Source organism: Pseudooceanicola nanhaiensis (assembly GCF_020171315.1).
In the GTDB taxonomy this organism is placed as follows: domain Bacteria; phylum Pseudomonadota; class Alphaproteobacteria; order Rhodobacterales; family Rhodobacteraceae; genus Pseudooceanicola; species Pseudooceanicola nanhaiensis_A.
Genome location: NZ_JAIUZP010000010.1, coordinates 83542 through 110044, shown reverse-complemented (window position 1 = coordinate 110044; position 26503 = coordinate 83542). Strand labels below are relative to the sequence as shown.

Here is a 26503-nt window from a genome sequence, read left to right as displayed (position 1 = left end):
GTCCGGAAAATTCGAATTTTCCGGTCCGTTTTCTTCGAAGAAAACGGCGGGGCTGCGCCCCGGCGTCAGGACCTCGGGCCCGGGTGCCCCGGACACGAGGCCGCCGTCGCCTCACTTCATCAGGAGCACGGGCACCTTGCAGGAGCGGATCATCTCGGTCGTGGTCGACCCGATGATCAGGTTGCGCATGCGGCTGTGGCCCCAGGCGCCCATGACCAGCAGGTCGGCGCCTTCTGCCTCGATAACCTCGGCCAGGGCCGTCTCGGGCTGGCCCTCGACCACCCGCGTCTCCGCCTGATGGCCGCCTGCCGCGAGCGTCGCCTTGGCATCGCGCAGACCTTCCGTGATCTTCGGCGTCTCGCCGCCCACGGTCACCACGAGGCAGTCGAGCCCGGCAAAGAGCGGGCTGCGGGCCACGAGGTCCACGGCCTTCATCGCCGAGGGCCCGCCGTCATAGGCAATGACCACCTTCTGGATCGGCTTGAAGGCGCGGTTCGCCACGAAGACCGGCTTGGTCGCCGCCCGCACGATCCGTTCGAGGTTGGAGCCGAGGTGCAGCTTGGCGAAATCCGCGGCCTCGCCGCGCTTGCCGATGACGATCAGGTCGCCCTGCTCTTCCTTGGCGGTCACCGTCTCGACGATGTCGCCCTGCCGCAGGCGGGTCTCGACGCTCACGCCCCCGGCGGCCTCCTGCACCAGCGCCTGCGCATCCTCCAGGATCGCGCGGCCCTGCGCGTGGGTCAGCTTGGCGCGCTGTTCGTCGAGCGTCGCCAGTTCCTCCATCAGCCGGGTGCGGGCGCCCAGCTTGATCTGCCCCGAGAGGTCACCGCGGTCCGGCGCCTCGCGGCGGCCGAGCACGTGGTAAAGCTTCACCCCCGCCCCGCTGCGCGCGGCGATCCAGGCCGCGTGGCGGCAGACGCTTTCCGAATAGGCCGAGCCGTCGACCAGTGCGAGTATCGTTGTCATCTTGTCCCCCTCAGTGGCTCAGCATCTTGTCCATGGCGCCGGGCTTGTCGTGCTCGGCCAGACGGTCGACGATGGTGGCGGAAGCCTTGTTCAGCCCCACGATCTCCACCTCGGCCCCTTCCCTGCGGAACTTCAGCACGGCCATGTCCAGCGCCGCAACCGAGGAAATGTCCCAGATATGGGCCTCGCTCACGTCGATGGTGACCTTCTCGGGTGCCTCGCGGAAGTCGAAGGCCTTCATGAAGTCCTCGGAGGAGGCAAAGAAGAGCTGCCCCTCGACCCGGTAGGTCCGGTGCCGCCCGTCCGCCGTGACCTCGGAGGTGACCTTGAAGAGCTGCGCGATCTTCCACGCGAAGAAGATGCCCGAGAGCAGCACGCCCACCAGCACCCCGATGGCGAGGTTGTGGGTCCAGACCACGATCACCACGGTCGCCAGCATGACGATGGAGGAGCTCTTGGGATGGGTGCGCAGGTTCTTGATCGACGACCACGAGAAGGTGCCGATCGAGACCATGATCATCACCGCCACCAGCGCCGCCATGGGGATGCGCGCCACGATGTCGCCCAGCACCACGATCAGGAACAGCAGCACGATGCCAGCCACGAAGGTCGACAGCCGCCCGCGACCGCCCGACTTCACGTTGATCATCGACTGGCCGATCATGGCGCAGCCCGCCATGCCGCCGATGAAGCCGGTGAAGAAGTTCGACAGGCCCTGCCCGATGCACTCCTGGTTGCGCGAGGTGGTGGTGTCGGTCAGGTCATCCACCAGTTGCTGGGTCATCAGGCTTTCCAGCAGGCCCACCGCCGCGATCGCCGCCGAATAGGGCAGGATGATCAGCAGCGTGTCGAGGTTGAAGGGCACGTCCGGCAGCAGGAAGACCGGGAAGGCATCGGGCAGCTCGCCCATGTCGCCCACGGTGCGCAGGTCGAAGCCGAAGGTCAGCGTGATCACCGTCAGCACCACGATGGAGACCAGCGGCGAGGGCACCGCCCGGGTCACCATCGGGAAGAGGTAGATGATCGCAAGGCCGGCCGCGACCATGACGTAGGTCAGCGGCGGCACCCCGATCAGCTCCGGCAGCTGCGCCATGAAGATCAGGATCGCCAGCGAGTTGACGAAGCCGGTCATCACCGAGGAGGAGACGAAGCGCATGACGTAGCCCAGCTTCAGCATCCCTGCGAGGACCTGCAGCACGCCGGTCAGGATCGTCGCGGCCAGCAGGTATTCCAGCCCGTGATCGCGCACGAGGCCGACCATGATCACCGCCGTCGCCGCCGTCGCGGCCGAGATCATCGCGGGCCGTCCGCCCGTGATGGCCGAGATCACGGCGATGGAGAAGGAGGCATAGAGCCCGACCTTGGGGTCGACCCCCGCGATGATGGAGAAGGCGATGGCCTCGGGGATGAGGGCCAGCGCCACGACAAGCCCCGAGAGGATGTCGGGACGGATGGAACCCGTCCATTGCTGACGATAGGTGGCGAGATCGATCATGGGAATCCGGTTTCGGCTGAGGGTGGTCTTGGGCGCGTGCAACACCCGCACGCGGGGGATCCCCCGCCTTATAGGCCATTGGGACCATGGCGCAACAGCGCGGCGCTGCAATGCAGCATCGGTTGGGTGCCACCCGGGCCGCCCTGCCCGCTTCCTGCCCGCATCGCCCCGCTCGTGCCCGTGGTCGCGTCAGGGGGCCCAGTCAACGTGCCCAGTCAGGGGGCCTGTTCAGTCGGCGCGGTCAGTCGGGCCCATTCAGTCGCCCCTCCGCCGCGCTCCGCCCCGGCAAGCAAGCCGTCGGGCCTACCCTTGCCGCCTTTCGCCCCCCGCCCGTCCCCTCGCCCCGTCTCTCACCCGGGACGGACACCGCCTGATCCGGGCGGCGGTAACGCTTCGTTCAGCCCTCGGCGTTAGCTTCCGCAGACCCGCGACCGTCTCTGAAGGAAAGGTGGAAACCGATGACCGGTGGAACAGCTCCCAACTTCCTGCTGGTCGAGGACGACCGCATGGACATCACGATTTTCAAACGTGCGGTGTCTAAGGTCGGTCTCGCCTCCCCGGTCCATGTGGCCAACAACGGGCGCGGCGCACTCGACAGGCTGCGCCGCCGCACCCCCGAAGAGCGGGTCGATCGGCCGCTGCTGATCGTGCTGGACCTGAACATGCCGCTGATGGACGGTTTCGAATTCCTGGCAGAACTGCGCAGCGATCCCGACCTGCGCGACCACGTGGTCTTCGTCCTGACCACCTCCCTCGATCCCGGTGACGTGCAGCGGGCCTATGGCTTCAACATCGCGGGCTATCTGACCAAGAGCTCCTCCTACGAGGCCTTCGTGACAAAGGTCCGCCTGTTGAGCTGCTATGCGGGTTCGGTCGATCTGCCGCGCGGCAGCGCCCTCCCCCTCCCCGCCGCCTGGGACCTTCCCGGCGCCCTGGGGCCCGGGGCCTGAGCGCGCGGGATCGCCGTGTCCCTTACCGCCCGCATCCAGATCATCGCCGTGGCCAGCGTGCTGGCCACCGCCATCCTCGTGCTGCTCTTCGGCACTTACCGCACGGACCAGCGCCTGCAAGAGAGCATCACGGCCTCGCTTGCCAGCCGCGTCGCCACCCATGCGGATCAGTTGCAGGCCGGTGTCACGGCGCATCTGAACCAGTTGCAGGAACTCCTGCACGGCCCCGCCGTGGCAGAGTTCCTCGTCGGCGGCGATCTCGACCCGCTCACCCTGCGGCTGCACGCGCTCGTCGCGGCCCATCCGGACCTCCTGCAGGCGCGCTACATCGACCGTCAGGGCCACGAAAAGATCCGCATTGATCGCCGTCCCGAGGGGGTGCGCATCCGCACCCGGGACGAGCTTCAGGACAAATCCGCCCGCACCTATGTCACGCAGATGCTCCTGCTCGGCCCGGGGCAGACCTATGTCTCGCCACTCAACCTCAACCGCGAGGGCGGTATGATCGAGGTGCCGCATGTCTCGACCCTCCGGCTGGCCGCGCCCCTCTTCGACGCGGATGGCAGCCGCCGGGGCGGCATTGTCCTGAACCTGCACGGCCGGGCCCTGCTGCCACCGGCACAGCTGGGGAACGTCTCGCTTCGGCTGGTGGATCAGACCGGCGGCTACCTGCTGCATCCCGACGGCGCGTGGCTTCATGGACAGGAACTGGGGAATGGCCATGATTTCATGTCGGAGTTCGGCATCCCCCTGCCCGCGCTGCCCGCAGAGGACGACATCCGGGTGCTCACGCTCGACGCGGGCGGGGTCCACTACGATGCGGCGGCAGGCTGGGTCACCGTCGCGCAGGGCCAGTCCCCCCGCCACTGGCTCCTGATTGCCACGCTGCCCGCGCAGGTCCGCCGCACGCTCGCCAGCGCCGATCTGGTTCAGAGCGGCCTTGTCACCGCCGTCATCGCCCTGCTGGCCACGGCGGGCGCCTGGGTCCTGATCCACGGCACCACCCGGCGGCTTGTCGATCTCTCCGAGGTGGCCGGGCGGCTCTCTGCCGGGGAGCGCAACGTGGCGATCGCGGTTCAGGGCCGGGACGAGGTCGGACGGCTGGCGCGCGCGCTGAACCAGATGACCGCGCAGCTGCAGTTGACCCTCTCGCGCGAGACGCGCGCCAAGAACCTGCTGCAGATCACCAATGCCGAGCTGAAGCGCGCCAACGGCGAGCTGGAGGATTTCGCCCGCGCCGCCGCCCATGACCTGAAGACGCCGCTGCGCGCGCTCTGCGTTCTGCCCAGCTGGATCGAGGAGGACCTGAGCCCGGTCCCGCCCCCGCTGTCAGAGCACCTGAGCGAGATGAAGGCCCAGACCGCGCGGCTCGAGGCGCTGGTGGATGGCCTCCTGACCTATGCGCTGATCGGACGGGAGGCGGCCGGCGCCACGCGCTTCGACCCCGCGCCGGTCATAGAGCAGATCGTCGCCAGCCTTTCGCCCCCGCCCGGGTTCGACGTCGTCACCGGACCGCTGCCCGCGCAGGTGACCTTCGTGCGGACCGAGTTCGAGATCATCCTGCGCAACCTCGTGGGCAACGCCCTGTGCCACCATGACCGGGCCAGCGGTCGCATCCACATTCGCCTCGCGCAGGCAGAGGACCACACCGTGCTGGAGGTCGAGGACGACGGCCCCGGCATCCCCGAGGCGGACAGGGACCGCCTGCGCCTGCCGCTGCGCACCGGCAAGACCCGCGATGAAGGCGGCGGCACCGGGCTGGGGCTGGCCTTCATCACCAAGATCGCGGACCGTTGGGGCGGCTGCCTCGACATCGAGGACGCCCCCGGGCGTGGCTGCCTCTTCCGCCTGACCCTGCCCGCGGACATGGCGCGCCCGCCCGCGCGGGACGATCCCGAGACAGGGCTCGCCGCCTAGGCAAGCCGTCGAGGCGCAAGGGCCGCCCCGCGTGGCCGGGCAAGGCCCTAGCCCCGCGATGGCGGGCAAGAGAGGCGACGGCTCCGCGACGGCAGGCGACAGACAGGACGGCCCGCACTGGCGGGGCTTGCCACGGCGCGCGAGCCCCGCGGCGACGAAAAGCTCAGCAATAGATGGCCCGGGCACGGGCCGCGGGCCGGACGCAGCGCGCTCAGGCCGCCCCGGGGCCCTTGTCGTTATCGCCGCCCTCGTCCTCCAGCGCGTGTTTGGTGAAAACGCTGTTCTGGGTGATGAAGAAGAGGAAGATCGCGGCGGTCAGGCCGAAGGTCTTGAAATAGACCCAGCTTTCCGTGCTCATCGTCCGCCAGATCACCTCGTTCAGCACCGCGAGGCCGAGGAAGAAGGCACAGAGCCGCCGGGTCAGAATCATCCAGCCCTCATGGGTCAGCGGCAGCACCTCTTCCATCACCAGCGCGAGCCAGCTTTCCCCACGCAGCAGCCCGACGCCGAGCGCGCCGCCGAAGAGCAGGTAGATCAGCGTCGGCTTCATCTTGAAGAACCGGTCGTCGTTCAGCCAGACCGACAGCCCGCCGAAGACGGTGATCAGCACGGCCGTGACGATCTGCATCTTCGACAGATGACCCGTCAGCTTCCACAGGATGCCGGTGCAGATCAGCATCAGGGGAATGAAGCCCGCCGTCACGAGGATGAAGCCCTCGTAGTCCCGCCCGCCGATCTGGAAAGTCTCGTCCTTGAGCCAGATGTAGGCCGCGAAGAAGACGATGATCGGCCCCAGTTCGAGGCCGGTCTTCAGCAGCGGATGGATCTTCTTCCGGTCCGTCTTCGGGGCGGAGGTCTGGGCGGGCTTGTCAGCCATGAAAGGCGGCTCCTGCAAATATCCTGAACTATTTCCCTGCCATTTCGACGATTACGGCGCCAATCGCAATCATTGACATCAGCGCGATCCGTCGCGGGCCGACGGTTTCCTTCAGGATGACCCAGCCGATGACGGCGGCAAAAACGGTCGAGGTCTCGCGCAGGACCGCTGCTTCGCCCACCTTGTCGAGCCGCGTGGCCAGCATCACCGTCCCGAAGGAGCCATAGGCCACCAGCGCGCCGGGAATGCCGATCCGCGCCATCTGGCCGAGCGCCGGGCGCTTCGACGGCTCCATCCGCGTCAGCCGCCAGACCATGAGCAGCGGAAAATCGAGCGCAGTCAGGAAGAAGAACCACGCGAGGAAGGTAAACGGCTCCATCGCGCGGATCGCATAGGCGTCATAGGTGGTGTAGAGCGCCACCAGCCCCCCGGTCATCACCGCGAGCCAGAGCGCAGGCACGAGCGTCTCCCGGTCCACGTCGATGTGGCGCAGGTTGTAGAGCGCGAGGCCGAGGATACCGCCCATCAGCACCAGCACGCCCAGCCACTGGCCCAGCGTGAAGACCTCGCCAAAGATGAAATAGGCGCCGATCACGGTGAAGAACGGCCCCATGCCGCGCACCACCGGGTAGACGACCGTATAGGCGCCGCGGGAATAGGCCAGCGCCATACCGAGCTTGTAGGCGAAGTGGATCACCATGGCCCCGATCATCAGCAACCACTGGCTGCCCTCGGGCCAGGGCACGAGGAAGAACGCCATGGGTGCGCTCATCACGGCCAGCGCGGTGTCGATGGCGCCGCGCGAGAGCCAGGGATCGACCTTGCCCTTCTGAAGCGAGCCGAAGATCGCATGCAGCAGCGCCGCGGAGAGCGCCAGAAGCAGCGCCGCCTGATGCCCGGCCTCGGTGCCTTCGAGCTGGTAGATCCAGTCGCTCATGGGTGTGCCGTCCGAAGCAGAGATGACAGCGCAGGGCTGCCCGGAAAATTGGACTTTTCCGGACCCGACTTTTCGAAAAGTCCGGGGACGGCGGCGCGGCTCAGCTCTCTGCCCCCGTCAGGGCCCGGGCGAAATCCTCCGGGTCGAAGGGGGCGAGGTCGTCGATCTGCTCGCCCACGCCGATGGCGTGGATCGGCAGGCCGAACTTGTCCGCCAGCGCCACGAGGACACCGCCCTTGGCCGTGCCGTCAAGCTTGGTCATGATGAGCCCCGAGACGTCGGACATCTTGCGGAAGGTTTCGACCTGGCTCAGTGCGTTCTGGCCCGTGGTCGCATCCAGCACCAGAAGCGTGTTGTGCGGCGCGTCGGGGTCCTTCTTGCGGATCACGCGAACGATCTTGGCCAGTTCCTCCATCAGGTCGGCCCGGTTCTGCAGGCGGCCCGCGGTATCGATCATCAGGAGGTCGGCGCCCTCCTGCTCGGCCCGGACCATGGCGTCATAGGCCAGCGCCGCCGGGTCCGCGCCCTGCGCGGCCTTCATCACCGGCACACCGGCCCGGTCGCCCCAGACCTGAAGCTGTTCCACGGCGGCCGCGCGGAAGGTGTCGCCCGCGGCGATGATCACCTTCTTGCCGGCGGCATGGAACTGCGAGGCCAGCTTGCCGATGGTCGTGGTCTTGCCAGAGCCGTTGACCCCCACCACCAGCACCACCTGCGGTTTCTTGGCATAGAGCGGCAGCGGGCGGGCCACGGGCTCCATCACCCGGGCGATCTCCTGCGCCATGAGCGCCTTGATCTCGCGGGTCGAGAGGCGGCGGCCATAGCGGCCCTCGGCCATGTTGGCGGTCACGCGCAGCGCCGTGTCCACGCCCATGTCCGAGGCGATCAGCAGCTCTTCGAGCTGCTCCAGCATGTCGTCATCCAGCGTCCGGCGCAGGACCGGTGCATCGGCCTGTGCGCCGCCACCGCCGCCGCCGAAGAACCGGCCGAGGACGGATTTGGGCTTGGCGGCTGCGGGGGCCGCCGGGGCGGCCCGGGCCGCAAGCTGCGTGTCGGAGGGGATTTCCGGCATCGGCTCCGGCATGGGGTCGTCGTAGCGCGGCATCTCGACCGGGGGCTCCGCCTCAGGCGCGGGGGCCGGCGCGGGCGGCAGTTCCACGGGCGCCTCGGGGGCCGGGCCCGGTTCGGGCGCAGGCCGGGGTTCGGGCGCGGGTGCAGGCGCCGGGTCCGGCTGGGCCGGAACCTCGGGCGCAGGCGCGGGAGCCGGTTCGGGATCGCGCGCGGGCGGCAGCTCGGGCGGCAATTCGGGCGCGGGCGCGGCGGGCACCTCCTGCGGGGCCGGGGTGGGCTGCTCTTCCGGTTCGCTCGTCCCGCCCTCGGAGACGATCGCGTCCAGTCCTTCCTCAAGCTTTGAGGAGGATTTGAAGAGCCGGTCCTTGAGTTTCGAGAAGAAGGCCATGTCTGCGCTCCGTTCCGGGGTTTCCTTCACCTAATGCGGAACCGCCCCGGATGGAAGAGTGTGCCCGCCCTTGCGCACAAGGGGAAGACAGGCTCTACCGGCACGGCTGACCTTGCCCTGCCCGTCCGGAGCGCCGCCCGACCGGGTGGATTTTCGGGCCGGGGCCGGAGTATGTCCCCAGTCTGTCCCCGGTTTTGCCCCATTGCTCGGGCAGGATCGTTTCCGAAAGGACAACAATACCATGAAACTCTTTGCATTCGCCACGCTTCTGCCGGTTCTGCTGCTGGGTCTGGCGATCAGCTTCGGCGGGCTCTGGGGCTGGGGGGCCCTGCTCTACCTCACGCTCTTCACCGCCGCGGTGGATCATCTGATGCCGCAAGACTGGGACAACCGCGATCCCGCGCAGGAATTCCCGGTCAGCCGGGGGCTGTCAGTCGTGCTGGGGCTGGCGCATCTGGTCTTGCTGGCGATGGCGGTGCGGCTGCTCGGCGGGCCCGGCGGGGCGGAGGGCGCGGCGGTGCTGCCCGCGCTGTTCGGTGTGGCGGTCTTCTTCGGGCAGGTCTCCCACCCCAATGCGCATGAGCTGATCCACCAGCCGAAGCGCCGGGCGCGGCGGCTGGGGGCGCTGGTCTATACGACGATGCTCTTCGGGCATCACGCCTCGGCCCACCTGCGGGTGCATCATCCCCAGGTGGCGACCGAGGCCGACCCGAACACCGCGCCGCGCGGCATGAGCTTTTACCGCTACATCCCGCGGGCCTGGGGCGGGTCCTTCCGACGGGGCCGCGCGGCGGAACGGGCCGCCCTGTCCCGCGCGGGCCGCAGCCGGTGGAAGAGCCCCTATGTCGGCTATGTCGGCGGGGCCGCCGCCACGGTATTGCTGTCGCTGGCGCTGGCCGGTTGGGGCGGGCTGCTGGTTCTGCTGGCCCTTGCCGTGCTCGCGCAGGGGCAGATCCTGCTGTCCGACTACGTCCAGCACTATGGGCTGGCCCGCGGCTGGACCGAGGCCGGACGCCGCAGCCCCGTGGGGCCGGAGCACAGCTGGAACGCCGCGCAGACGCTCAGCGCCGCGATGATGCTGAACGCCCCGCGCCATTCCGATCACCATGTCCACCCGGGCCGCGATTATCCCGCCCTTCAGCTGGAGCGCGGGGCGATGCCCGTGTTGCCCTATTCGATGCCGGTGATGGCAACCCTCGCGATGATCCCGCCGCTCTGGTTCCGGGTGATGCACCGGGAGCTGGATCGCCTCGCCATGGCTCGGGAGGCCTGATCACGGCCCTACCTGTCGGGGCGGACCGGCGCGCAGGCAAAAGACTGCCCGATCCGGGGGCGCGAGGGGCCTCCACCACGCCCGGGGCAGCCGGTCGCCGCGCGCTCATGCGGATTTGAATGGCCCGGCCGGGGCGGCTCTGACAGAGTGCCCGCATGACACAGAGCCTCCTCTCCCGCACCCTTCAGCCGCTGCTGCTGTCCTCGATCCTGGCCAGTTCGGTGCTGGCCCCGGTGGCCGGGGCCGCCCAGGACGGCGCCCAGCCGATGACAGCGGCGGAATTCGACGCCTATTCGCGGGGCAAGACCTTCTACTACGGTGCGCAGGGCGAGGCCTATGGCGTCGAGGAATACCTCGACAACCAGCGGGTGCGCTGGTCCTTCCTCGACGGGAAATGCCAGGACGGGCGCTGGTACGAAGAGAACCAGATGATCTGTTTCGTCTACGAGGATTACGGCGATCCCCAGTGCTGGAGCTTCTACCTCGGCGCCAGCGGCCTTATCGCCCGGTTCGAGAACGACCCCGCCCAGACGGTGCTCTACGAGGTTCAGAACAGCGACCAGCCGATGACCTGCCTCGGCCCGGAAGTGGGCGTCTGACGCCTACCCTAGACGGGTCGGCCCCCGTCATCGCGGGCGTGGCGCCGCCCGAAGGCCGATCCCTCAGAACAGGCTGCCCTGCCCGCCTGACCCGCCATCGGTTCCCTTGTCGTTTGGCCCATTGTCGTCCGCAGGCTTGCTCGCCGCCGGAGAGGCCTTGGCCCTGCGCGGGGCCGTGCCGCCGCCGATCTTCATCGTGCCGTCGGCGAACTGGATCTCCAGCCCGGTCGCAGCCTCGGCCTCGGCCTTGCGGGTCAGCACCGCGCCCGCGCCATCGCGCACCACGGCATAGCCACGTTCCAGCGTGGCCTCGTAGCCCAGCGTCAGCCGCAGCCTGTCCAGCGCGTCGAGCCGATCGCTCAGCCCCTTGATCTGGCGCTCGCCCGCATCCGAGAGACGCCGCCCGAGACGATCGAGGTCGCGCGCATGCCGGGCGATCTCGGCCTGCAAGGCCTGCGGGCGAAGGCGGTCGGCGCGGCGGCCATAGGCCTCGCGCTTCTGGGCCACGGCGCGGGTCAGCGCGGGGGTGATCCGGCTGCCGCCCTGCTCCAGCCGCCGCCGCTCGCCCTCGATCAGGCGGCGCAGCAGGGCCGGGCGCAGGGTGCCCGAGGCTTCGGAGAGCGCCACGCGGCGCAGCTGCACGCCCCGATGCAGCGCATTGGGCAGCCGGTCGGACCAGACGTCGAGCCGCTGGCGCGGGCCTTCCAGCAGGCTCTCGACCCGCGGCAAGCCGCGCGACAGGTCGCGCAGCCGTTGCCCACGCAGGACGAGGGCCTGCGTTCCGCCCCGGATCAGCCGCGCCTCCTGATCGGCCAGCCAGGCCAGCAGCTCGGCCCGCACCGGCACGGCGATCTCGGCCGCGGCGGTGGGTGTCGGGGCGCGCCGGTCGGCGGCATGGTCGATGAGCGTGGTATCCGTCTCGTGGCCCACGGCCGAGATCAGTGGGATCTGCGAGGCCGCGGCAGCCCGCACGACGATTTCCTCGTTGAAGCCCCAGAGGTCCTCGATCGAGCCGCCGCCCCGCGCCACGATGATCACGTCGGGCCGCGGCAGCGCCCCACCCGGCGTCATGCGGTTGAAGCCCTCGATCCCGCGGGCGACCTCGGCGGCGCAGGCCTGCCCCTGCACGGCCACGGGCCAGATCAGCACCTTGCGCGGGAATCGGTCCCGCAGGCGGTGCAGGATGTCGCGGATCACGGCACCCTGAAGCGAGGTCACCACGCCGATCACCTCGGGCAGCCAGGGCAGCGGGCGCTTGCGCTCGGGCGCGAAGAGGCCCTCGGCCTCCAGTGCCTTGCGCCGCTTCTCCAGCATCGCCATCAGGGCGCCGGCGCCTGCGGGTTCCACCGCTTCGACGTTGAGCTGGTACTTGGACTGCGGCCCGAAGGTGGTCATCCGCCCGGTGACGATGACCTCCATCCCCTCCTCGGGGCGGTGCTGGAACTTGGACACCTGTCCCTTCCACGACACACAGGCGATGACCGAGCGGTCGTCCTTCAGGTCGAAATACATGTGGCCGGTGCGGGCAATGACGACGCGGCCCACCTCGCCGCGCACGCGGACGTGGGAGAATTCGCCCTCGATCACGCGTTTCACCGCGCCCGAGATTTCAGAAACCGAGAATTCCGGCGTGTTGTCCGGTCCTTCGAAGAGATCCATCTGCCCGCTCCGCTTGTCGTCCCAAGTACCTAGCCTCCCCGCGCCGCGAAGGAAACCGCCCTTGCCGTTTCGTCCGGTCCCATCCTGTCCCGTCGGCGCAGCGCCCCGCGTTACGGACTGCCGGGGGGGGCTGTCTGCCCCCCTCCGGGCCTGCGGCCCGCCCCCCGAGGATATTTGAGAACAGTGGATGAAGGCGGGACGTCCGGCGGTGCAGGCGGCTGTGCCGGGTCGTCGGGGATTGCCCCGCGGTCAGGGCGCCGCTATGTGACGGCAAACCCAAGGCGGGCTGGAACCAAGGGGAGCGGCGCTCATGAACATTCTCATCCTCGGCGGCGGTGGTCGCGAACATGCGCTGGCCTGGGCCGCGCTTCAGAACCCGAAATGCGACAAGCTCATCGTCGCGCCGGGCAATGCCGGCATTGCCCTGATCGCCGAATGCGCGGCGCTCGACATCGAGGATGGCGGCGCGGTGATCAGCTTCGCCGAGGAGAACGCCATCGACTTCGTCATCGTGGGCCCCGAGGCCCCGCTGGCGGCAGGTGTCGCGGACCGGCTGCGCGAGGCCGGCTTCCTCGTCTTCGGCCCCAGCCAGGCGGCGGCGCGGCTCGAGGCCTCCAAGGGCTTCACCAAGGAAATCTGCGACGCGGCCCAGGCCCCGACCGCGGGCTATGCGCGCTTTACCGAGGCCGAGCCCGCCAAGGCCTATATCCGCGCCGAGGGTGCGCCGATCGTGGTCAAGGCCGATGGCCTCGCCGCGGGCAAGGGCGTCATCGTGGCCATGACCGAGGCCGAGGCGCTGGACGCCATCGACGACATGTTCGGCGGCGAGTTCGGCGCGGCGGGCGCGGAAGTGGTGATCGAGGAGTTCATGGAGGGCGAAGAGGCCTCCTTCTTCGTGCTCTGCGACGGCGAGACCGCCCTGCCCATCGGCACGGCGCAGGACCACAAGCGCGCCTTCGACGGCGACGAGGGCCCGAACACCGGCGGCATGGGCGCCTATTCCCCTGCCCCCGTTCTTTCCGACGAGATCGCGGAAAAGGCGCTGGAGCAGATCGTGCGCCCGACCCTGCGCGAGATGGCCAAGCGCGGCACTCCCTACCAGGGCGTGCTCTACGTCGGGTTGATGATCAAGGACGGCCAGCCGCGGCTGGTGGAATACAACGTCCGCTTCGGCGATCCGGAATGCCAGGTGCTGATGCTTCGCCTTGGCGCGCAGGCGCTGGACCTGATGCATGCCGCCGCCGAAGGCCGACTGGCCGAGGCGCGGGTGAACTGGGCCGATGACCATGCGATGACCGTGGTGCTGGCCGCCAAGGGCTATCCGGGCGCCTATGAGAAGGGCACCGAGATTCGCGGGCTGGACGCCCTGCCCGAGACCGCCTTCGAGATGTGTTTCCACGCCGGGACCCGGGAAGAGGGCGGCAAGGTGCTGTCCAACGGCGGGCGTGTCCTGAACGTGACCGCCCGGGGCGCCACCCTGCAGGAGGCGCGCGACCGCGCCTATGCCATGGCCGAGCGGATCGACTGGCCCGAGGGATTCTATCGCAGCGACATCGGCTGGCGGATGCTGGGCTGACGGCCCCCGCCCCACCCTCTGCCCCGCCGACCGGCGGGGCCGGTCGCGCGAGTGCCCGGCCGATGCGCATTCGCGTCGAAATTCGCCCGTTCCGCATCTTTTCCATCGCGGGGGATAGAAATTCCGCAACGGAAATGACACACCTTAAACGGGGGTTCGCGACCGCGCGAGCCTGTCGACCTGCAGCGCCACTCCCGCGCCCGGGCGGCATGTCGCGGTGCCACAAGGGAAGGCAGAATGAGCGAAGGGCAGGAGTTCACCTTTAAGCCCGCGCCGCTGAAGCGGCCGGTGACTTACAGTTTGCGGCGCGGGATGCTGATGGGGCCGCTGGGGATGCGTGTGCGTCTGGCGGACGTGACGCGCCTGCAACTGGTGCAACACAAGCAGCATGGACGGCTGGTCCGGCGTCTGGACGTGATCCGGGGGCGCAACCGCGACCGGATACAAGTGACCGGCGAACAGGCCACGGCAAAGACCGACGAGGATGTGACGACTCACCTCGCGCTTGTGGAGTCGGTGGTCGACCACCTACTGGCACGTGACCCGGAGATGCCCGTCACCCTGTCCGAAACCGGATGGTCGCGCTGGATCATGTCCGCGGCCGGGGTCTTCTGCGTGCTGGTCGGCCTCGGGACCGTGGGCCTGCTGCTGTCGCGGCCGGGCGGGATCGACGGGCTCTTCACCTATGGCCCCATGGTTGCCGCCATGATCGCCTTCGGCGCCGTCGTGACGTGGAAACACCGCCCCACGAAGGATCCGCACATCGTGCCGCTGCGTACCCTGCCGCCGGTTCTGGCCTATCTCGCAGGCACGCTGACCGTCGAGGACGCGAGTGCCGCGCTCGGCATCAAGCGCGGGCCGGAGCCTGCGCCCGAGACGGCCCCCGCGCCCGAGGAACCCAAGGAAGAGGCCAAGCCGAAGCGGCGCCTCGCGAAAAGCGGCCACAGCCTGCACTAGCGCCAAGGCGCCTGACGCGGACGGGGGGCCGTGGACCGGAGGATCCGGGCCGTCCTGCCGTCCGCCGTTCAATCTTCAGGACTGGGATGATGTGGGCTGCGACGTCTTGCAGCGCCTCAGATGGGACTGCGCGGCGCGCGCCACTCAGGGGCAGCGCAGGGCCGCCGCAAGGGCCGCGGCGGAATAGCGGCCAAGGGCCCGCGCGCTCAGCCCCTCGCCCGTCAGGCGCAGCTCCATGATCTGCTGCCAGTCGGCATCGGCCAGCAGCAGTTCGGCCTCTCCCGCGCAAGCACGCAGGCCGCCTTCGATCGTCGTTTCGCCGTATCGGTGGTTGGTGAGGCCCGGCCTTTCGGCCACCGGGACAAGCCCCTCCCCCGGCAGGTAGCGCCAGACCCGCAGGATCCGGGCGAGATGCGGGCGGTCGACATAGGCCAGTTCCACCCGGCCATCGCCGTCGAGGTCCCCCGCGCCCAGAGGCGCGAGCCAGCGGTTGCGCTGCCCGATGGCGGGGGTGGCGGTGATCCTTGCGGGCCCCTCGGCGGTGAGGCCCCAGACCGCAAGCCGGGCGCCCCGGTCGCGGTGGCTTTCCACCACGATCACCTCGGGCGCGCCGTCACCGTCCAGATCGGCAAGGCGCGGCGCGGTGTCCTCGAAGACCAGCTCCGAGGGCAGCGTGATCATCAGGGCGCGGCCGCAGGAGGTCTCCCACGCCATTGCGCCCCATTCGTAAGGGTCGCCGAGGGCCCCGTGGGGATAGCGGTCTGTCGGGGCCGTGTAATCGGCCGCGACGATGCGGCAGCTCTCCTGCGCCCGCAGGGCGCCGCCCGGCAGGGCGAGCGCAAGGGCGAGGCAGGCCGCCGCGCGGATCACATCTGGCGTTCCGGCATGGTGACGACGAGGCCATCCAGCGCGTCGGTCACCTTGATCTGGCAGGTCAGCCGCGAGCGGACGGGGTCCGGCTCGTAGGCGAAGTCCAGCATGTCCTCTTCCATCTCTTCCTTGGCGGGCAGCTTCTCGACCCAGCCGGCCTCGACGTAGACGTGGCAGGTGGAACAGGCGCAGGCGCCGCCGCAATCGGCCTCGATGCCGGGAATGCCGTTGTCACGTGCGCCTTCCATCACCGTCAGCCCGTTGGGCACGTCCACCACATGTTCGGTGCCGTTGTGCTCGATGTAGGTGATCTTGGCCATGGCGTATCCTCTTCCGGTCTTGCGGTCAGTCTCCTGCGCTTTTCCTAGCCAAGCAGGACGCGCGCCGCCAGTGCTTTCGAGCGCTTTCTCCCGGCCCGCAGGCGCCGGGGTGCCGGCAGGGTTTCCCGCTGCCCGCAAAGCGGTTACTCTGCCCGACAAAGGTGCGGGTCTCCACCGCCCGAGGTCCGAGCAGCAGAGGCACCCCGCATGAGCCACCAGCCCCCCGCGATCCCGCGGCCGCAGCGCCCTGCCCGGCTGGCCGTTCTGGCGCTTCTCTGCGCGACATCGGCCTGCACCGGCATCCCGGTCCCCGGGCTGGGCGAGCCGGAGGTGACGCAGGTGCGGTCCGAGGCGCCGCCGGGCGCGCCAGAAGGCAGCTGCTGGAACCGCGATTTCACCCCCGCCGTGATCGAGACCGTCACCGAGCAGGTGCTGGCCACGCCCGAGGTCCGTGGCGCGGACGGCAGCGTGATCCAGCCCGCGGGCTATCGCAGCGAGGTCCGGCAGACCATCGTGCAGGAGCGTCACGAGGTCTGGTTCCGCACCCCCTGCGAGGCGGAGCTGACGGCGGAGTTCATCGCCTCGCTGCAACGCGCGCTTTCCGCCCGCGGGGTCTATGACGGCGCAGCCACGGGCGTGATGGACAATGCGACCCGCGCGGCGGTGCGCCGCTACCAGCGGCCCCGGGGCCTCGACAGCGGCATCCTCTCGCTGGCGGTCGCGCGGCAGTTCGGCCTGCTGGCCGTGGAAGAAGCCCCCGAGTCGCTGGTGGGCGACGTGATCCCGGTGCTCCCGATCGAGGGCTGAGGCGCAGGCCCCGCCGCATCGCACGCACGCACCCTGGAAACGACAAACCGCCGGTACGCATGGCGCACCGGCGGCAGGTTCACTCTGAGAAAGTGAGGTCGTCTTACTTGTCGCTGATCGGCAGCGCCACGAAGCGGGGATCGCCGTCACGACGGACCAGCAGCATGATCAGCTTGCGGCCTGCCTCGCGGCTTTCGTCGAGGCGGGTTTCGAGCTCGGCCAAGGTGGTGACCTTCTCGCGGCCCGCTTCGGCGATGACGTCACCGGCGCGCATGCCCTTCTCGTAGGCATCCGACAGCTCGTCGACATCCATCACCACCAGACCGGTGGCCGTGGCGTCGAGCTGAAGCTGTTCGGCCACCTCGGGGGTCATGGCGCTGAGGGTCATGCCCATGACTTCCTTCTCGGAGGGCTCTTCGCCTTCGGCCTTCGGCTGGGCTGCGGGGATCGCGGCTTCGGCCTGTTCGCGACGGCCAAGAGTGACCTTCAGCGTCTCGTTCTTGCCATCGCGGAAGACGGTGACGCGGACGGCCTTGCCCACGGCGGTGTTGCCCACCTGGCGCACGAGGCCCCGGGTATCGGCAACATCCTTGCCGTCGAAGCTGAGGATCACGTCGCCCTGCTTCATGCCGGCATCGGCTGCGGGACCATCGGGCACGTCGGTGACCATGGCGCCGCGCGCTTCGGGCAGGTCCATCGCCTGTGCCAGCTCGTCGGTGACGTCCTGGATGCGGACACCCAGCCAGCCGCGGCGGGTTTCGCCGAATTCACGCAGCTGATCGACCACGTTGCTGACCACGTTGGAGGCCATGGAGAAGCCGATCCCGATCGAGCCGCCGGTGGGCGAGAGGATCGAGGTGTTCACGCCGATGACTTCACCGTCCACGTTGAACAGCGGGCCGCCCGAGTTGCCGCGGTTGATGGCGGCGTCGGTCTGGATGAAGTCGTCATAGGTGCCCGACAGCGCACGGCCGCGGGCCGAGACGATCCCGGCGGAGACGGAGAAGCCCTGCCCCAGCGGGTTGCCCATGGCGAGGACCCAGTCGCCCACGCGGGCGGCGTCGCTGTCGCCGAAGCTGACGAAGGGCAGCGGCGCATCGGCCGAGACCTTCAGCAGGGCGATGTCGGTATTGGGGTCGGTTCCCACGACGGTGGCGTCCAGTTCGAGGCCGTTGAAGAACTGCACCCCGATCTCGTCCGCGCCTTCGATGACGTGGTTGTTGGTGACGATATAGCCGTCCTCGGAGATCACGAAGCCGGAGCCGAGGGCGCCCGAGCGGCGGGGCCGGTCACGCTCCTGGTTGCGATCACGGAACTCGCGGAAGAAATCCTCGAAGGGCGAGCCCTCGGGGAGGATGGGCGAGTCGTCGGATGCGCCGGTCACCACCGTGGAGGTGGTGATGTTCACAACGGCCGGGCTGAACTTGTCGACGAGGTCGGCAAAACTGTCGGGCCGGGCCGCGGCCTGCATGGCCTGCACCAGAACCAGCACGGTCGCGACCATGGCGACCCAGAGGGCCTTCATGGGACCGCTGCGGTCCTGATATGGGGAGGAAACTGCCTGATGTTTCATACCCGTACTTCTCCTTTTTCCCGGAATGTACCCCCCCGGCGCCGCCGGAGGACCTGCTGTCATTTGTAATCTAGGGCGCGCGACCCGCAACTCAAAGCCTATCTCATTGTGTCAAGAGGGCGTGAGAGAACTGTAACGCATGTGCGGCTTTCCCGCCGCAACAGGCGGTCGATCGCCGACAAGTGCCCCCCGCCACGCCAGCGGGTGGGTCGCAACGGCGCGGAGTGCGACGCCAAGAATTTTCGAAAATTCTTGGGAAAATTCTTCGAAGAATTTTCTGCGCGGATGGAGGGGAAGGCACCAAAAGGATGGGCTGCGGGGGGGCGCACCCGGAAACGGGCGGCCCGGGCGCGGTCACGCGCCCAGGTGCTTGGCGGCCCAGGCGAAGACCAGACCGATGGCCACGGCCACCAGCCCCAGCATCCGCCGCTGGCCCTCGTCCAGCTGGCGCAGCGCCTCCAGCAGGCGCTCCACAAGCGAAGGGGCCAGCGCATAGGCCAGCCCCTCCACGATCAGTACCAGCCCGAAGGCCAGGAACAGGTTTGCGATCATTGCCCGGCCGGCTGGGTTTCAGCCTCTGCCGGGGCCGCGGGGGCCTCCGGAGCCGTGATCGCGGGCGCATCGGGCGTGACCGGGGCACCGCTTTCGATCGCGGGCGCACCATCAGAGGGCGCCGCGTCGGCCGGGGCCGCCATCGGCACCGGAGCCGATGCTGCACCGTCATCCTTGAAGTAGGTGAAGAACTCGCTGTCCGGCGACAGCACCAGCGTCGAGTTCTCGCCCTTCAGGGAAGCGCGGTAAGCAGACATGGAGCGGTAGAACTGGAAAAACTCCGGGTCCGCGCCATAGGCTTCGGCGTAGATCCGGTTGCGCTCCCCGTCGGCCTGACCGCGGACGATCTCGGCCTGGCGGTTGGCGTCCGAGACGATCTCCACCTGGGTCCGGTCGGCCTGTGCGCGGATACGCTGGGCCGCTTCGTTGCCGCGGGCGACGAGGTCCGCCGCTTCGCGTTCCCGTTCGGCCCGCATCCGGGCGAAGGTCGCGTCGAGGTTCTCACGCGGCAGATCGGTGCGCTTCAGACGCACGTCCACGATCTCGATGCCCAGTTCCCGGGCCTCGGCCAGGGCGCCCTGACGGACACGGCCCATGAGCTCGTCCCGGTTCAGGCTGAGGATCTCGTTCGAGGTGACCGAGCCCAGCACTTCCCGGGTCTGCGCCCGCAGGATCGAGTCGAGACGCGATTCCGCGGCGGGAATGCCACCGGTGCCGACGGCCTGCCGGAACTGGTAGAGGTCCACGATGCGGTAGCGCGCGAAGGCGTCCACCACGAGACGGCGATCGTTCAGCGGCGTGACTTCGAGCGGGTCGATGTCGCGGCTGAGGATACGGTCGTCGTAGCGCACCACTTCCTGGATCAGCGGGATCTTGAAGGCGAGACCGGGCTCTTCCTTGGCGTCCACGATCCGACCGAACTGGAGCACCAGCACCTTTTCGCGTTCGTCCACGATGAAGACCGAGGACAGGAAGATCACGATGGCGACGACGACGGCGGGGAGAATGACACTTGCCTTGCGCATCACTTGGTCCCCCCTTCGGTGGTCGTTCGGCGCAGCTCGTTCAGCGGCAGGTAGGGCAGCACGCCCGAACCGCCGGTGGCGCCTTCGTCGATGATGATCTTGTCCACGTCGCCGTACACCTGCTCCAGCGTCTCGAGGTAGAGACGGCGGCGGGTTACGTCGGGCGCACGCTGGTATTCCTGAAGCACGGCGGTGAAGCGGCTTGCGTCACCCTCGGCCTCGTTGACCACCTGCGCGCGGTAGCCTTCGGATTCTTCCAGCACCTGCGCGGCTTCACCGCGGGCCCCGGCGAGAACGCGGTTGGCATAGGCGTCGGCCTGGTTGGTCAGGCGCTCGCGCTCCTGCTCGGCGGCCTGCACTTCGCGGAAGGCGTCGATGACCTGCGCGGGCGGGTCGGCCTTGTCGAAGTTGACGCGGATCACGTTCATGCCGCTGTCATAGCTGTCGAGCGAGCTCTGGATCAGGTCCTGCAGGCGGCCCGCGATCAGGCCACGGTCCCGGTTGAGGATCGGGGACAGGTCCGACTGGCCGATGATCTCGCGCATGGCGGATTCCGACACGGCCCGGATGGTCATCCGCGGATCACGCAGGTTGAACAGGAACTTCGCCGGGTCCGAGATGTTCCAGACCACCTGGAAGTCGATGTCGACGATGTTCTCGTCGCCGGTCAGCACGAGGCCCGCATTGGTCCCCTGCCCGCCGACGCCGATCTCCTCGGTCCGTTCGCTGGTCACCGGCACAACCTCGTAAGTCACGAAGGGCCATGGCGCGAAGTTCAGACCGGGCTGACCGGTGGAGGAATACTTGCCCAGGAAGAGTTCGACCGACTGCTCCTCGGGCTTCACCGTGTAGAAGCTGGCAAAGGCCCAGAGCGCGACCGCACCCAGGACGCCGAGCCCCACGGTCGAGCGCGTGAACATGGGTCCCGAGCCGCGCGGCCCGGTGCCGTTGCCGCCGTTGCGGCCACCGTTGTTGCCGCGACCGCCCATGAGCACGCGCAGCTGATCCTGGCCCTTGCGGACCAGTTCGTCGATGTCCGGAATCTGTGGCCCGTCACCGTCCGGGCGCCGTCCGCCGCCGTTTCCACCACCCTGCGGGCCAGGTGGGCGTCCGCCGCCGCCGCCGCCCGAAGAGCCTCCCCCCCAGGGGCCGCCAGAATTGCCAGCCATGAACTTCCTTCCCTGATAGATATGTCTGCCCCCAACCTGTGCAGTTGGGGGCCTGAATTCAAGATTTGCGCGTCGGGTTGCGCATGGTCACGATCTCTTCCGACATCGTGGGATGCACAGCCACGGTGCGGTCGAAGTCTTCCTTCGTTGCACCCATCTTAACGGCGATGCCCGCCAGCTGGATCATTTCGCCCGCCGCCGGCGCGACAATATGACAGCCCAGCACCTTGCGGCTCGCCTGGCTGACGATCAGCTTCATCAGCACCCGGTTGGGCCGATCCGCAAAGGAGGTCTGCATCGGCCGGAACGAGGTGGTGTAGACCTCGATCGGCTCCAGGTCGCGGGCCGCCTCTTCCGACAGGCCCACGGTGCCGAATTCCGGCTGGGTGAAGACCGCGGTCGGGATCAGGTCGTGATCCGGGCTGACCGGGTTGCCCTTGAAGACGGTCTCGACGAAGGCCATGCCCTCGCGGATCGCGACCGGGGTCAAGTTGACCCGGTCGGTCACGTCACCGATGGCATAGATCGAGGGCACGGTGGTCTGCGAATAGGCGTCCACCACGATCTCGCCGCGACGGCCGAGGGTCACGCCCGCCTCTTCCAGCCCCATGTCCCATGTGTTCGGGTCGCGGCCGGTGGCGAAGAGCACCTTCTCGAAGACCTTCTCCTCGCCGGTGGTGGCCTTCACGAGGATGCCGCCCTCGACGGGCTCCATCATCTCGATGTTGGTGCCCAGCGACAGGTCGATGCCGTTCATCTGCATCTCTTCGGCGATCAGCCCGCGGGCCTCGTCGTCGAAACCGCGCAGGATCTGTGCCCCGCGGTAGAACTGCGTCACCTCGACGCCGAGCCCGTTGAAGATGCCCGCGAACTCGCTGGCGATATAGCCGCCGCCGACGATCAGGATCGACTTCGGCAGGGCGTCCATGTGGAACACGTCGTCCGAGACCATGCCAAGTTCGGCATTGGGGATCTCGGGGCGCACGGGGCGGCCGCCGGTGGCGACAAGGATGTGCTTGGCGGTGATTTCCTCGCCGGTGGACAGCACGACCGTATGGGCGTCCTTCACCTTGGCGCGGGCATCGAAGGTCGTCACGCCAGAGCCGGCCAGCAGCTTGCGATAGACGCCTTCCAGCCGGTCCAGCTCCTTGTTGAGCCGCGTCTTGAACGTGTCCCAGTCAAAGGACATCTCGCCCACGGACCAGCCGTAGGAGGACGCCTCTTCCGCGATGGCGGAATATTCGCTGGCAAAGACCATCAGCTTCTTGGGTACGCAGCCGCGGATCACGCAGGTGCCGCCATAGCGGTCCATCTCTGCCAGCGCCACCTTGGCGCCTGCCTCACCGGCCGCCACGCGCGCGGCGCGCACACCGCCGGAGCCGCCGCCGATGACGAAGAGGTCATAGTCGAAAGTCATGGATACTCCTTACTCGCCCAGATCCGAGAACAGGTTTTCCTCCTCCAGGAAATCGAGCCGGCTCTCCTCGACCGTGCCCTCGTTGATGTCGCGCACTTCAACCTTGCCGTTGCCGTGCCCGACGATCACCACGTCGCAGATATCGATGAAAAGCCCGTTTTCAACCACCCCCGGCATCTGGTTCACCGCCATCGCCAGCTGGCGGGCGTTTCCGATCCGGTTCAGGTGGAGGTCAATGATGTAGTTGCCCTCATCCGTGATGAAGGGGCGGTCGCCGTTCATGCGCAGGCTGGTCTCGCGGCCCATCACGTCGAGCGAGATCAGCATCTCCTCGACGAGGGCCTGCGTGGTCTGCCAGCCGAAGGGGATGACTTCCAGCGGCAGCGGGAAGGCCCCCAGCGTGTCCACCTCCTTGGCGACATCGGCGATGACGATCATCTGGTCGCTGGCGGTGGCCACGATCTTCTCCTGCAGGAGCGCGCCGCCGCCGCCCTTGATCAGGTTCAGGTCGCCGTCGAATTCATCCGCGCCGTCGATCGTCAGGTCCAGCCACTTGGCCTCGTCCAGAGAGATCACGTCGATGCCAAGCTCACGGGCCAGTTCGGCGGTGCGGGTCGAGGTCGGCACCCCCTTGATGCGCAGCCCGTTCTCCCGGACCAGCTCAGCAAGGCACCGCACCATCCACGCGGCCGTCGACCCCGTCCCGAGGCCGACGCGCATCCCGTCTTCGACGTAGTCCACGGATTTGCGGGCCGCGACGAATTTGGCCTTGTCGATCGGGGACAGTTCACCGGGCATGGCTCGACTCCAGAAAAGCGCTTGGCAACGGTTATAGGCAAGCGACCGCCGGGATGCGAGTGCGGAATGGCGCCAAAACCTCTCTGACGTGATTGTCAGAACCGTTACGGTTCATGGCCCTGCCCGGCAGGAGGCACAGCCCCGTCTCCGCCCGGCCCATGGGCGCCTGCGCGGCACATGCGGCAGGTCTCAGCCTTCGCCGCCGTGGTGCAGGCCCAGACGGGCGGCGTGCCAGGCCGCCTCGGCCCGCGAGGAGATACCCAGCTTGCGGTAGACCGCCTTGATGTAGCCCGCGACGGTGGACTCGGCGATGCCCAGTTCCCGCGCCACCTCGGCATTGCGCAGCCCGCGCCCGATCAGCGACAGGACCTCGCGCTCGCGCTCGGTCATCTGCTGCTCCTCGCCCGCACTGGGACCGGTATAGCGGAAATGCTGCATGATCCGGCGCGCGATGGAGGGCGAGAGCGCAGGCACACCGTCGCCGATCTGCATCAGCTGGCGCGTCAGCACCCCGGCGGGGTTCTCCTTCAGCAGGTAGCCCTCGGCCCCCGCCGAAAGGGCCGAGACCACGATGGCGTCGTCCCCGATCACCGTGGTCACGACACAGATCGTCGCCGGTGACGCCGCCCGCATCTGGCGCAGGAAGTCGAGCCCCGATCCGTCGGGCAGCCCCAGGTCGATCAGCGCGAGGTCATAGCCCCGCCCCATCATCCCGCGCGCCTGCCCCAGCAGCGCGGCGGTGTCGATCTGTGCACCCTCGAAGGCCTCCGCAACGAGGGCCACCAGCCAGTCCCGCGTCTCCGCGATGTCCTCGACGATCAGGATCCGCTGCATGCCGTCACTCCCCTGCATCGCGCAGGCCTTCGCGCTGCGGCACCGCGGTTTCGTTCAGCAGCACCGCGCGCAGCCGCGCCCCGCGCCCGCCGGGCCCGGGGCCAAAGGCGAACTGCCCGCCGCGGGCTTCGGTCCGGATGCGCAGGTTGCGCAGCCCGTTACCGGAGCGCGCCTGCGGGCTGGCGCCGGTGAGATCGCCCGGGCCCTGCCCGTCGTCCGTCACCTCGAGGATCACGCGGTCGAGGCGCGCCGCGCCCTCCTGATCGCAGAACGAGGCCCCGATGCGCACCGTCACCGCCTGCGCGCCCGAGTGGCGCAGCACGTTGCCCGCCGCCTCGCGCAGGATTGCCCGGATAGAGTTCGCCACATGGGGGGCGACCTCATGCTCCGCCACCGGCGAGGCCTCCCAGGTCAGGGCGATCCCGGCCGAGGCGAGGTGGTCGGACAGCTCCCCGCGCATGTCGCCCAGAAGGTCTTCGAGCAGCGCCGCCTCCCCTGCCGGGCTCGACACGATGTCGCGCAGGTCGGTCAGGGTCTGGCGGATCAGCGCGTCCTTGCGGGCCGGTTCGGCGCTGTGCAGCGCGCCCAGCAACTGGACCCCGATGTTGTCGTGCATGTCGCGGTTGATGCGCCGCCGCTCTTCCTCGGCGCCCGCATCATAGGCCCGCAGCCGTTCCACGGCCTGTGTCATCATCTGGAGGATCTGGCGCACGCGTTCCACGTCACGGTGCGAGAACAGCCGCTTGCCGCGCCGGGCCCAGTGCAGCACCAGCGCCGGGGCCTGATCGACGCCCGGCACCTCCAGCGCCGCGCCGCCTTCCAGCAGGCGGGCCTCCTCGACCCGGCCCTTGGCCTCGGCAATGTGCAGCGGCTGGAACAGGTCGGTCAGCAGCAGGCGCATCCGCTCCGTCTGCCCCTCGCCGCTGGGGCTGAGGATTACGGCGCCGATGCGGTCGAAAAGCTCCTCGGTCCCCAGCCGCGGCGTGCGCGACAGCCGCCGCCCCAGCGCCTCGCGCATGGGCAGGTAGAGGAAGGCCACCACCATCAGCGACAGCGAGAAGGCCGGAAGCTGGTCCAGCGCCACCGCCCAGATCAACGCGGCATCCAACACCAGCAGAAGGGCGACACCCCCGGCGTAGAACAGGATGTCATAGGCCCAGCGTTCCAGTTCGAAGAGCCGGTACCGCGCCACGCCGAGCGCGAGCCCGAGGTAGATCACGAGGAAGAAGGCGAAGGCATGCCCTTGCGAGATCCGCGGCGCGAACCCCAGCGCCTGCGGCAGGGCCACCATCCCCACGAAGCCCCCGGCCCCCAGCGTGACCGACAGGCCGAACCAGCGCAGCGCGGCGCGGGCATGGGGATCGCCCCGGGTCGTCCAGACCTGCCCCGCCGCCGCCAGCAGGATGCAGATCATCTCCACCAGCACCGGGATGTGGATGGTCATCGCCGTCGTCTCAAGCAGACGCGCCACCGCCAAAACCATCCAGAGCCCGAAGCCCCCGGCCACCATCACGATCGCCCAGCGCGGCAGGTAGCGGCGCGGGAAGACGAGGAAGAGGCAGATCATGGCGATGCCGAAGCCCACCGACCCCAGCGTGTTCGTGGCCGAGGCCCGCGCGAAGAGCGTGCCGCCCAGCGCAAGCTCCCGCGTGGAGTAGAGCGCGGCCGCACTGGCCGAGAAGGACAGCGCCACGCCCGCCAGCGCAAGCCACAGGACACCGGGCTCTGCCCCGCGGATGGCCAGCGCCCAGCCCCCGAGGGTGATCGCGGCGAACCCGACGAAGAGCTGGGTCCAGAACACCCAAGGCAGATCGCCCAGGGGCCGGTGCGTGGCAGGCTGCACCAGCACCTCCTGCATCTGCCCGGCGCGCAGCACGTCCACGCGCATCTCGCCCCCCGCCAGCACGCTGTGCCGCGCGCCCTGTTCGTCGAAGAAGAGCGCCATGTCCCGCGTGGTCGGCAGCCCGTCCGGCTCCTCCAGCAGGTCACGGGGCCGCAGGGAGAGCGCAGCGCCCTCCGCCCCGCTTATGGGCGCGATGGACATCAGCCTGTCCCCGGGCAGCAGGCCCGCGCGGTCCGCCGGTCCGCCCGGCGCCACGGCCGCCAGGATCACACCCGGATCCTCCGGCGCGGCGGCCAGCGGCTCGGTCGTTTCAGGCGGTACGGCCAGGTCCACGCCCAGATAGGGCTGGCGCAGCGCCAGGATGACAATGGTCGCTACAATTGCGCCGGCGAGTGCGAACATCGCCGTCAGCGTCTGAACGGGCGACTTGAGCACGTCTCCCTCTCCCCTTTGGAGGCGCCCCCGCGCCCCGTCTTCTCAATTGATCAATTAATCAATTGTTTACCGTGATGGTGAACGAATGCTGGCAGATTGCAGCCGATTGTTCTCCAAGGCAATGTTTTAGCGCCCCCCCGTTCAGGGGGGCGACCGGAGGCGACTGTTGATCTCATATCATGCCACCCCGGGGAC

At 68.7% G+C, this 26503-nt stretch carries 23 protein-coding genes; 7 read left to right on the top strand and 16 right to left on the bottom strand.

Going from position 1 to position 26503, the window contains the following annotated elements; translation table 11 throughout:
• Nucleotides 1–111: 111 nt before the first annotated feature.
• The gene (locus tag LCM32_RS17065; RefSeq protein ID WP_224822301.1) at nucleotides 112–966 is read right to left on the bottom strand and encodes a universal stress protein; all 855 of its coding nucleotides are present in this window, start codon (nucleotides 964–966) and stop codon (nucleotides 112–114) included.
• A 10-nt stretch (nucleotides 967–976) separates the two neighbouring features.
• The gene (locus LCM32_RS17060) at nucleotides 977–2461 is read right to left on the bottom strand and encodes a SulP family inorganic anion transporter (protein ID WP_224822300.1); all 1485 of its coding nucleotides are present in this window, start codon (nucleotides 2459–2461) and stop codon (nucleotides 977–979) included.
• A gap of 458 nt (nucleotides 2462–2919) precedes the next feature.
• On the opposite strand from LCM32_RS17060, the gene LCM32_RS17055 reads away from it, so the two are divergent.
• Both LCM32_RS17055 and LCM32_RS22125 read left to right on the top strand, forming a co-directional pair.
• Nucleotides 2920–3411, top strand: a complete 492-nt coding sequence (locus LCM32_RS17055) for a response regulator (RefSeq protein WP_224822299.1) — start codon at nucleotides 2920–2922, stop codon at nucleotides 3409–3411.
• Between the two features lie 15 nt (nucleotides 3412–3426).
• Nucleotides 3427–5328, top strand: a complete 1902-nt coding sequence (locus LCM32_RS22125) for an ATP-binding protein (RefSeq protein ID WP_224822298.1) — start codon at nucleotides 3427–3429, stop codon at nucleotides 5326–5328.
• 211 nt (nucleotides 5329–5539) lie between these two features.
• Here the strand turns inward: LCM32_RS22125 and LCM32_RS17045 are convergent, their stop codons facing one another.
• The 3 genes from LCM32_RS17045 to ftsY all read right to left on the bottom strand — a co-directional run bounded on the left by LCM32_RS17045 (nucleotide 5540) and on the right by ftsY (nucleotide 8601).
• Nucleotides 5540–6205 (bottom strand): inner membrane-spanning protein YciB, encoded by a 666-nt coding sequence (locus tag LCM32_RS17045; RefSeq protein WP_224822297.1) that lies wholly within the window; start codon nucleotides 6203–6205, stop codon nucleotides 5540–5542.
• 28 nt (nucleotides 6206–6233) lie between these two features.
• Complete coding sequence (locus LCM32_RS17040) at nucleotides 6234–7142, bottom strand: DMT family transporter (protein WP_224822296.1); 909 nt, start codon at nucleotides 7140–7142, stop codon at nucleotides 6234–6236.
• 100 nt (nucleotides 7143–7242) lie between these two features.
• Nucleotides 7243–8601 (bottom strand): signal recognition particle-docking protein FtsY, encoded by a 1359-nt coding sequence (gene ftsY / locus LCM32_RS17035; RefSeq protein ID WP_224822295.1) that lies wholly within the window; start codon nucleotides 8599–8601, stop codon nucleotides 7243–7245.
• 241 nt (nucleotides 8602–8842) lie between these two features.
• On the opposite strand from ftsY, the gene LCM32_RS17030 reads away from it, so the two are divergent.
• The gene (locus LCM32_RS17030; protein WP_224822294.1) at nucleotides 8843–9874 is read left to right on the top strand and encodes an alkane 1-monooxygenase; all 1032 of its coding nucleotides are present in this window, start codon (nucleotides 8843–8845) and stop codon (nucleotides 9872–9874) included.
• Nucleotides 9875–10029: 155 nt separating this feature from the next.
• The gene (locus tag LCM32_RS17025; protein ID WP_412070695.1) at nucleotides 10030–10473 is read left to right on the top strand and encodes a hypothetical protein; all 444 of its coding nucleotides are present in this window, start codon (nucleotides 10030–10032) and stop codon (nucleotides 10471–10473) included.
• Between the two features lie 63 nt (nucleotides 10474–10536).
• On the opposite strand, the gene xseA is transcribed toward LCM32_RS17025, so the two are convergent.
• On the bottom strand, nucleotides 10537–12132 hold the full coding sequence (xseA, locus tag LCM32_RS17020) for an exodeoxyribonuclease VII large subunit (protein ID WP_224822293.1): 1596 nt from the start codon (nucleotides 12130–12132) through the stop codon (nucleotides 10537–10539).
• Between the two features lie 310 nt (nucleotides 12133–12442).
• Between xseA and purD the strand changes: the two genes are divergently transcribed.
• Together purD and LCM32_RS17010 are read left to right on the top strand one after the other, a co-directional pair.
• Nucleotides 12443–13708: a phosphoribosylamine--glycine ligase gene (gene purD / locus LCM32_RS17015; RefSeq protein ID WP_224822292.1), complete on the top strand. Its 1266-nt coding sequence runs from the start codon at nucleotides 12443–12445 to the stop codon at nucleotides 13706–13708.
• Between the two features lie 237 nt (nucleotides 13709–13945).
• The gene (locus tag LCM32_RS17010) at nucleotides 13946–14665 is read left to right on the top strand and encodes a hypothetical protein (RefSeq protein ID WP_224822291.1); all 720 of its coding nucleotides are present in this window, start codon (nucleotides 13946–13948) and stop codon (nucleotides 14663–14665) included.
• Between the two features lie 144 nt (nucleotides 14666–14809).
• Here the strand turns inward: LCM32_RS17010 and LCM32_RS17005 are convergent, their stop codons facing one another.
• Together LCM32_RS17005 and LCM32_RS17000 are read right to left on the bottom strand one after the other, a co-directional pair.
• Nucleotides 14810–15535 carry a VCBS repeat-containing protein gene (locus LCM32_RS17005; protein ID WP_318246200.1) on the bottom strand — a complete coding sequence of 242 codons (726 nt, stop codon included), beginning with the start codon at nucleotides 15533–15535 and terminating at the stop codon, nucleotides 14810–14812.
• Nucleotides 15532–15855 (bottom strand): 2Fe-2S iron-sulfur cluster-binding protein, encoded by a 324-nt coding sequence (locus LCM32_RS17000; protein ID WP_224822290.1) that lies wholly within the window; start codon nucleotides 15853–15855, stop codon nucleotides 15532–15534. The genes LCM32_RS17005 and LCM32_RS17000 overlap by 4 nt, the downstream gene beginning before the upstream one ends.
• A 207-nt stretch (nucleotides 15856–16062) precedes the next feature.
• On the opposite strand from LCM32_RS17000, the gene LCM32_RS16995 reads away from it, so the two are divergent.
• Nucleotides 16063–16662: a peptidoglycan-binding domain-containing protein gene (locus LCM32_RS16995; RefSeq protein ID WP_224822289.1), complete on the top strand. Its 600-nt coding sequence runs from the start codon at nucleotides 16063–16065 to the stop codon at nucleotides 16660–16662.
• A gap of 103 nt (nucleotides 16663–16765) precedes the next feature.
• On the opposite strand, the gene LCM32_RS16990 is transcribed toward LCM32_RS16995, so the two are convergent.
• The 8 genes from LCM32_RS16990 to LCM32_RS16955 form a co-directional block, all read right to left on the bottom strand.
• Complete coding sequence (locus LCM32_RS16990; RefSeq protein ID WP_412070694.1) at nucleotides 16766–18235, bottom strand: DegQ family serine endoprotease; 1470 nt, start codon at nucleotides 18233–18235, stop codon at nucleotides 16766–16768.
• 354 nt (nucleotides 18236–18589) lie between these two features.
• The gene (locus LCM32_RS16985; RefSeq protein WP_224822287.1) at nucleotides 18590–18787 is read right to left on the bottom strand and encodes a DUF2065 domain-containing protein; all 198 of its coding nucleotides are present in this window, start codon (nucleotides 18785–18787) and stop codon (nucleotides 18590–18592) included.
• On the bottom strand, nucleotides 18784–19812 hold the full coding sequence (hflC, locus tag LCM32_RS16980) for a protease modulator HflC (RefSeq protein WP_224822286.1): 1029 nt from the start codon (nucleotides 19810–19812) through the stop codon (nucleotides 18784–18786). The genes LCM32_RS16985 and hflC overlap by 4 nt, the downstream gene beginning before the upstream one ends.
• The gene (gene hflK, locus LCM32_RS16975) at nucleotides 19812–20981 is read right to left on the bottom strand and encodes an FtsH protease activity modulator HflK (protein WP_224822285.1); all 1170 of its coding nucleotides are present in this window, start codon (nucleotides 20979–20981) and stop codon (nucleotides 19812–19814) included. Before hflK ends, hflC begins: the two co-directional genes overlap by 1 nt.
• A gap of 58 nt (nucleotides 20982–21039) precedes the next feature.
• On the bottom strand, nucleotides 21040–22398 hold the full coding sequence (gene gor / locus LCM32_RS16970; protein WP_224822284.1) for a glutathione-disulfide reductase: 1359 nt from the start codon (nucleotides 22396–22398) through the stop codon (nucleotides 21040–21042).
• Between the two features lie 9 nt (nucleotides 22399–22407).
• Nucleotides 22408–23196 (bottom strand): ribose-5-phosphate isomerase RpiA, encoded by a 789-nt coding sequence (rpiA, locus tag LCM32_RS16965; protein ID WP_224822283.1) that lies wholly within the window; start codon nucleotides 23194–23196, stop codon nucleotides 22408–22410.
• 189 nt (nucleotides 23197–23385) lie between these two features.
• Nucleotides 23386–24030, bottom strand: a complete 645-nt coding sequence (locus LCM32_RS16960; RefSeq protein ID WP_224822282.1) for a LuxR C-terminal-related transcriptional regulator — start codon at nucleotides 24028–24030, stop codon at nucleotides 23386–23388.
• 4 nt (nucleotides 24031–24034) lie between these two features.
• Entirely contained in the window at nucleotides 24035–26308 is a 2274-nt protein-coding gene (locus tag LCM32_RS16955; RefSeq protein ID WP_224822281.1) for a hypothetical protein, read from the bottom strand.
• Nucleotides 26309–26503 lie beyond the last annotated feature (195 nt).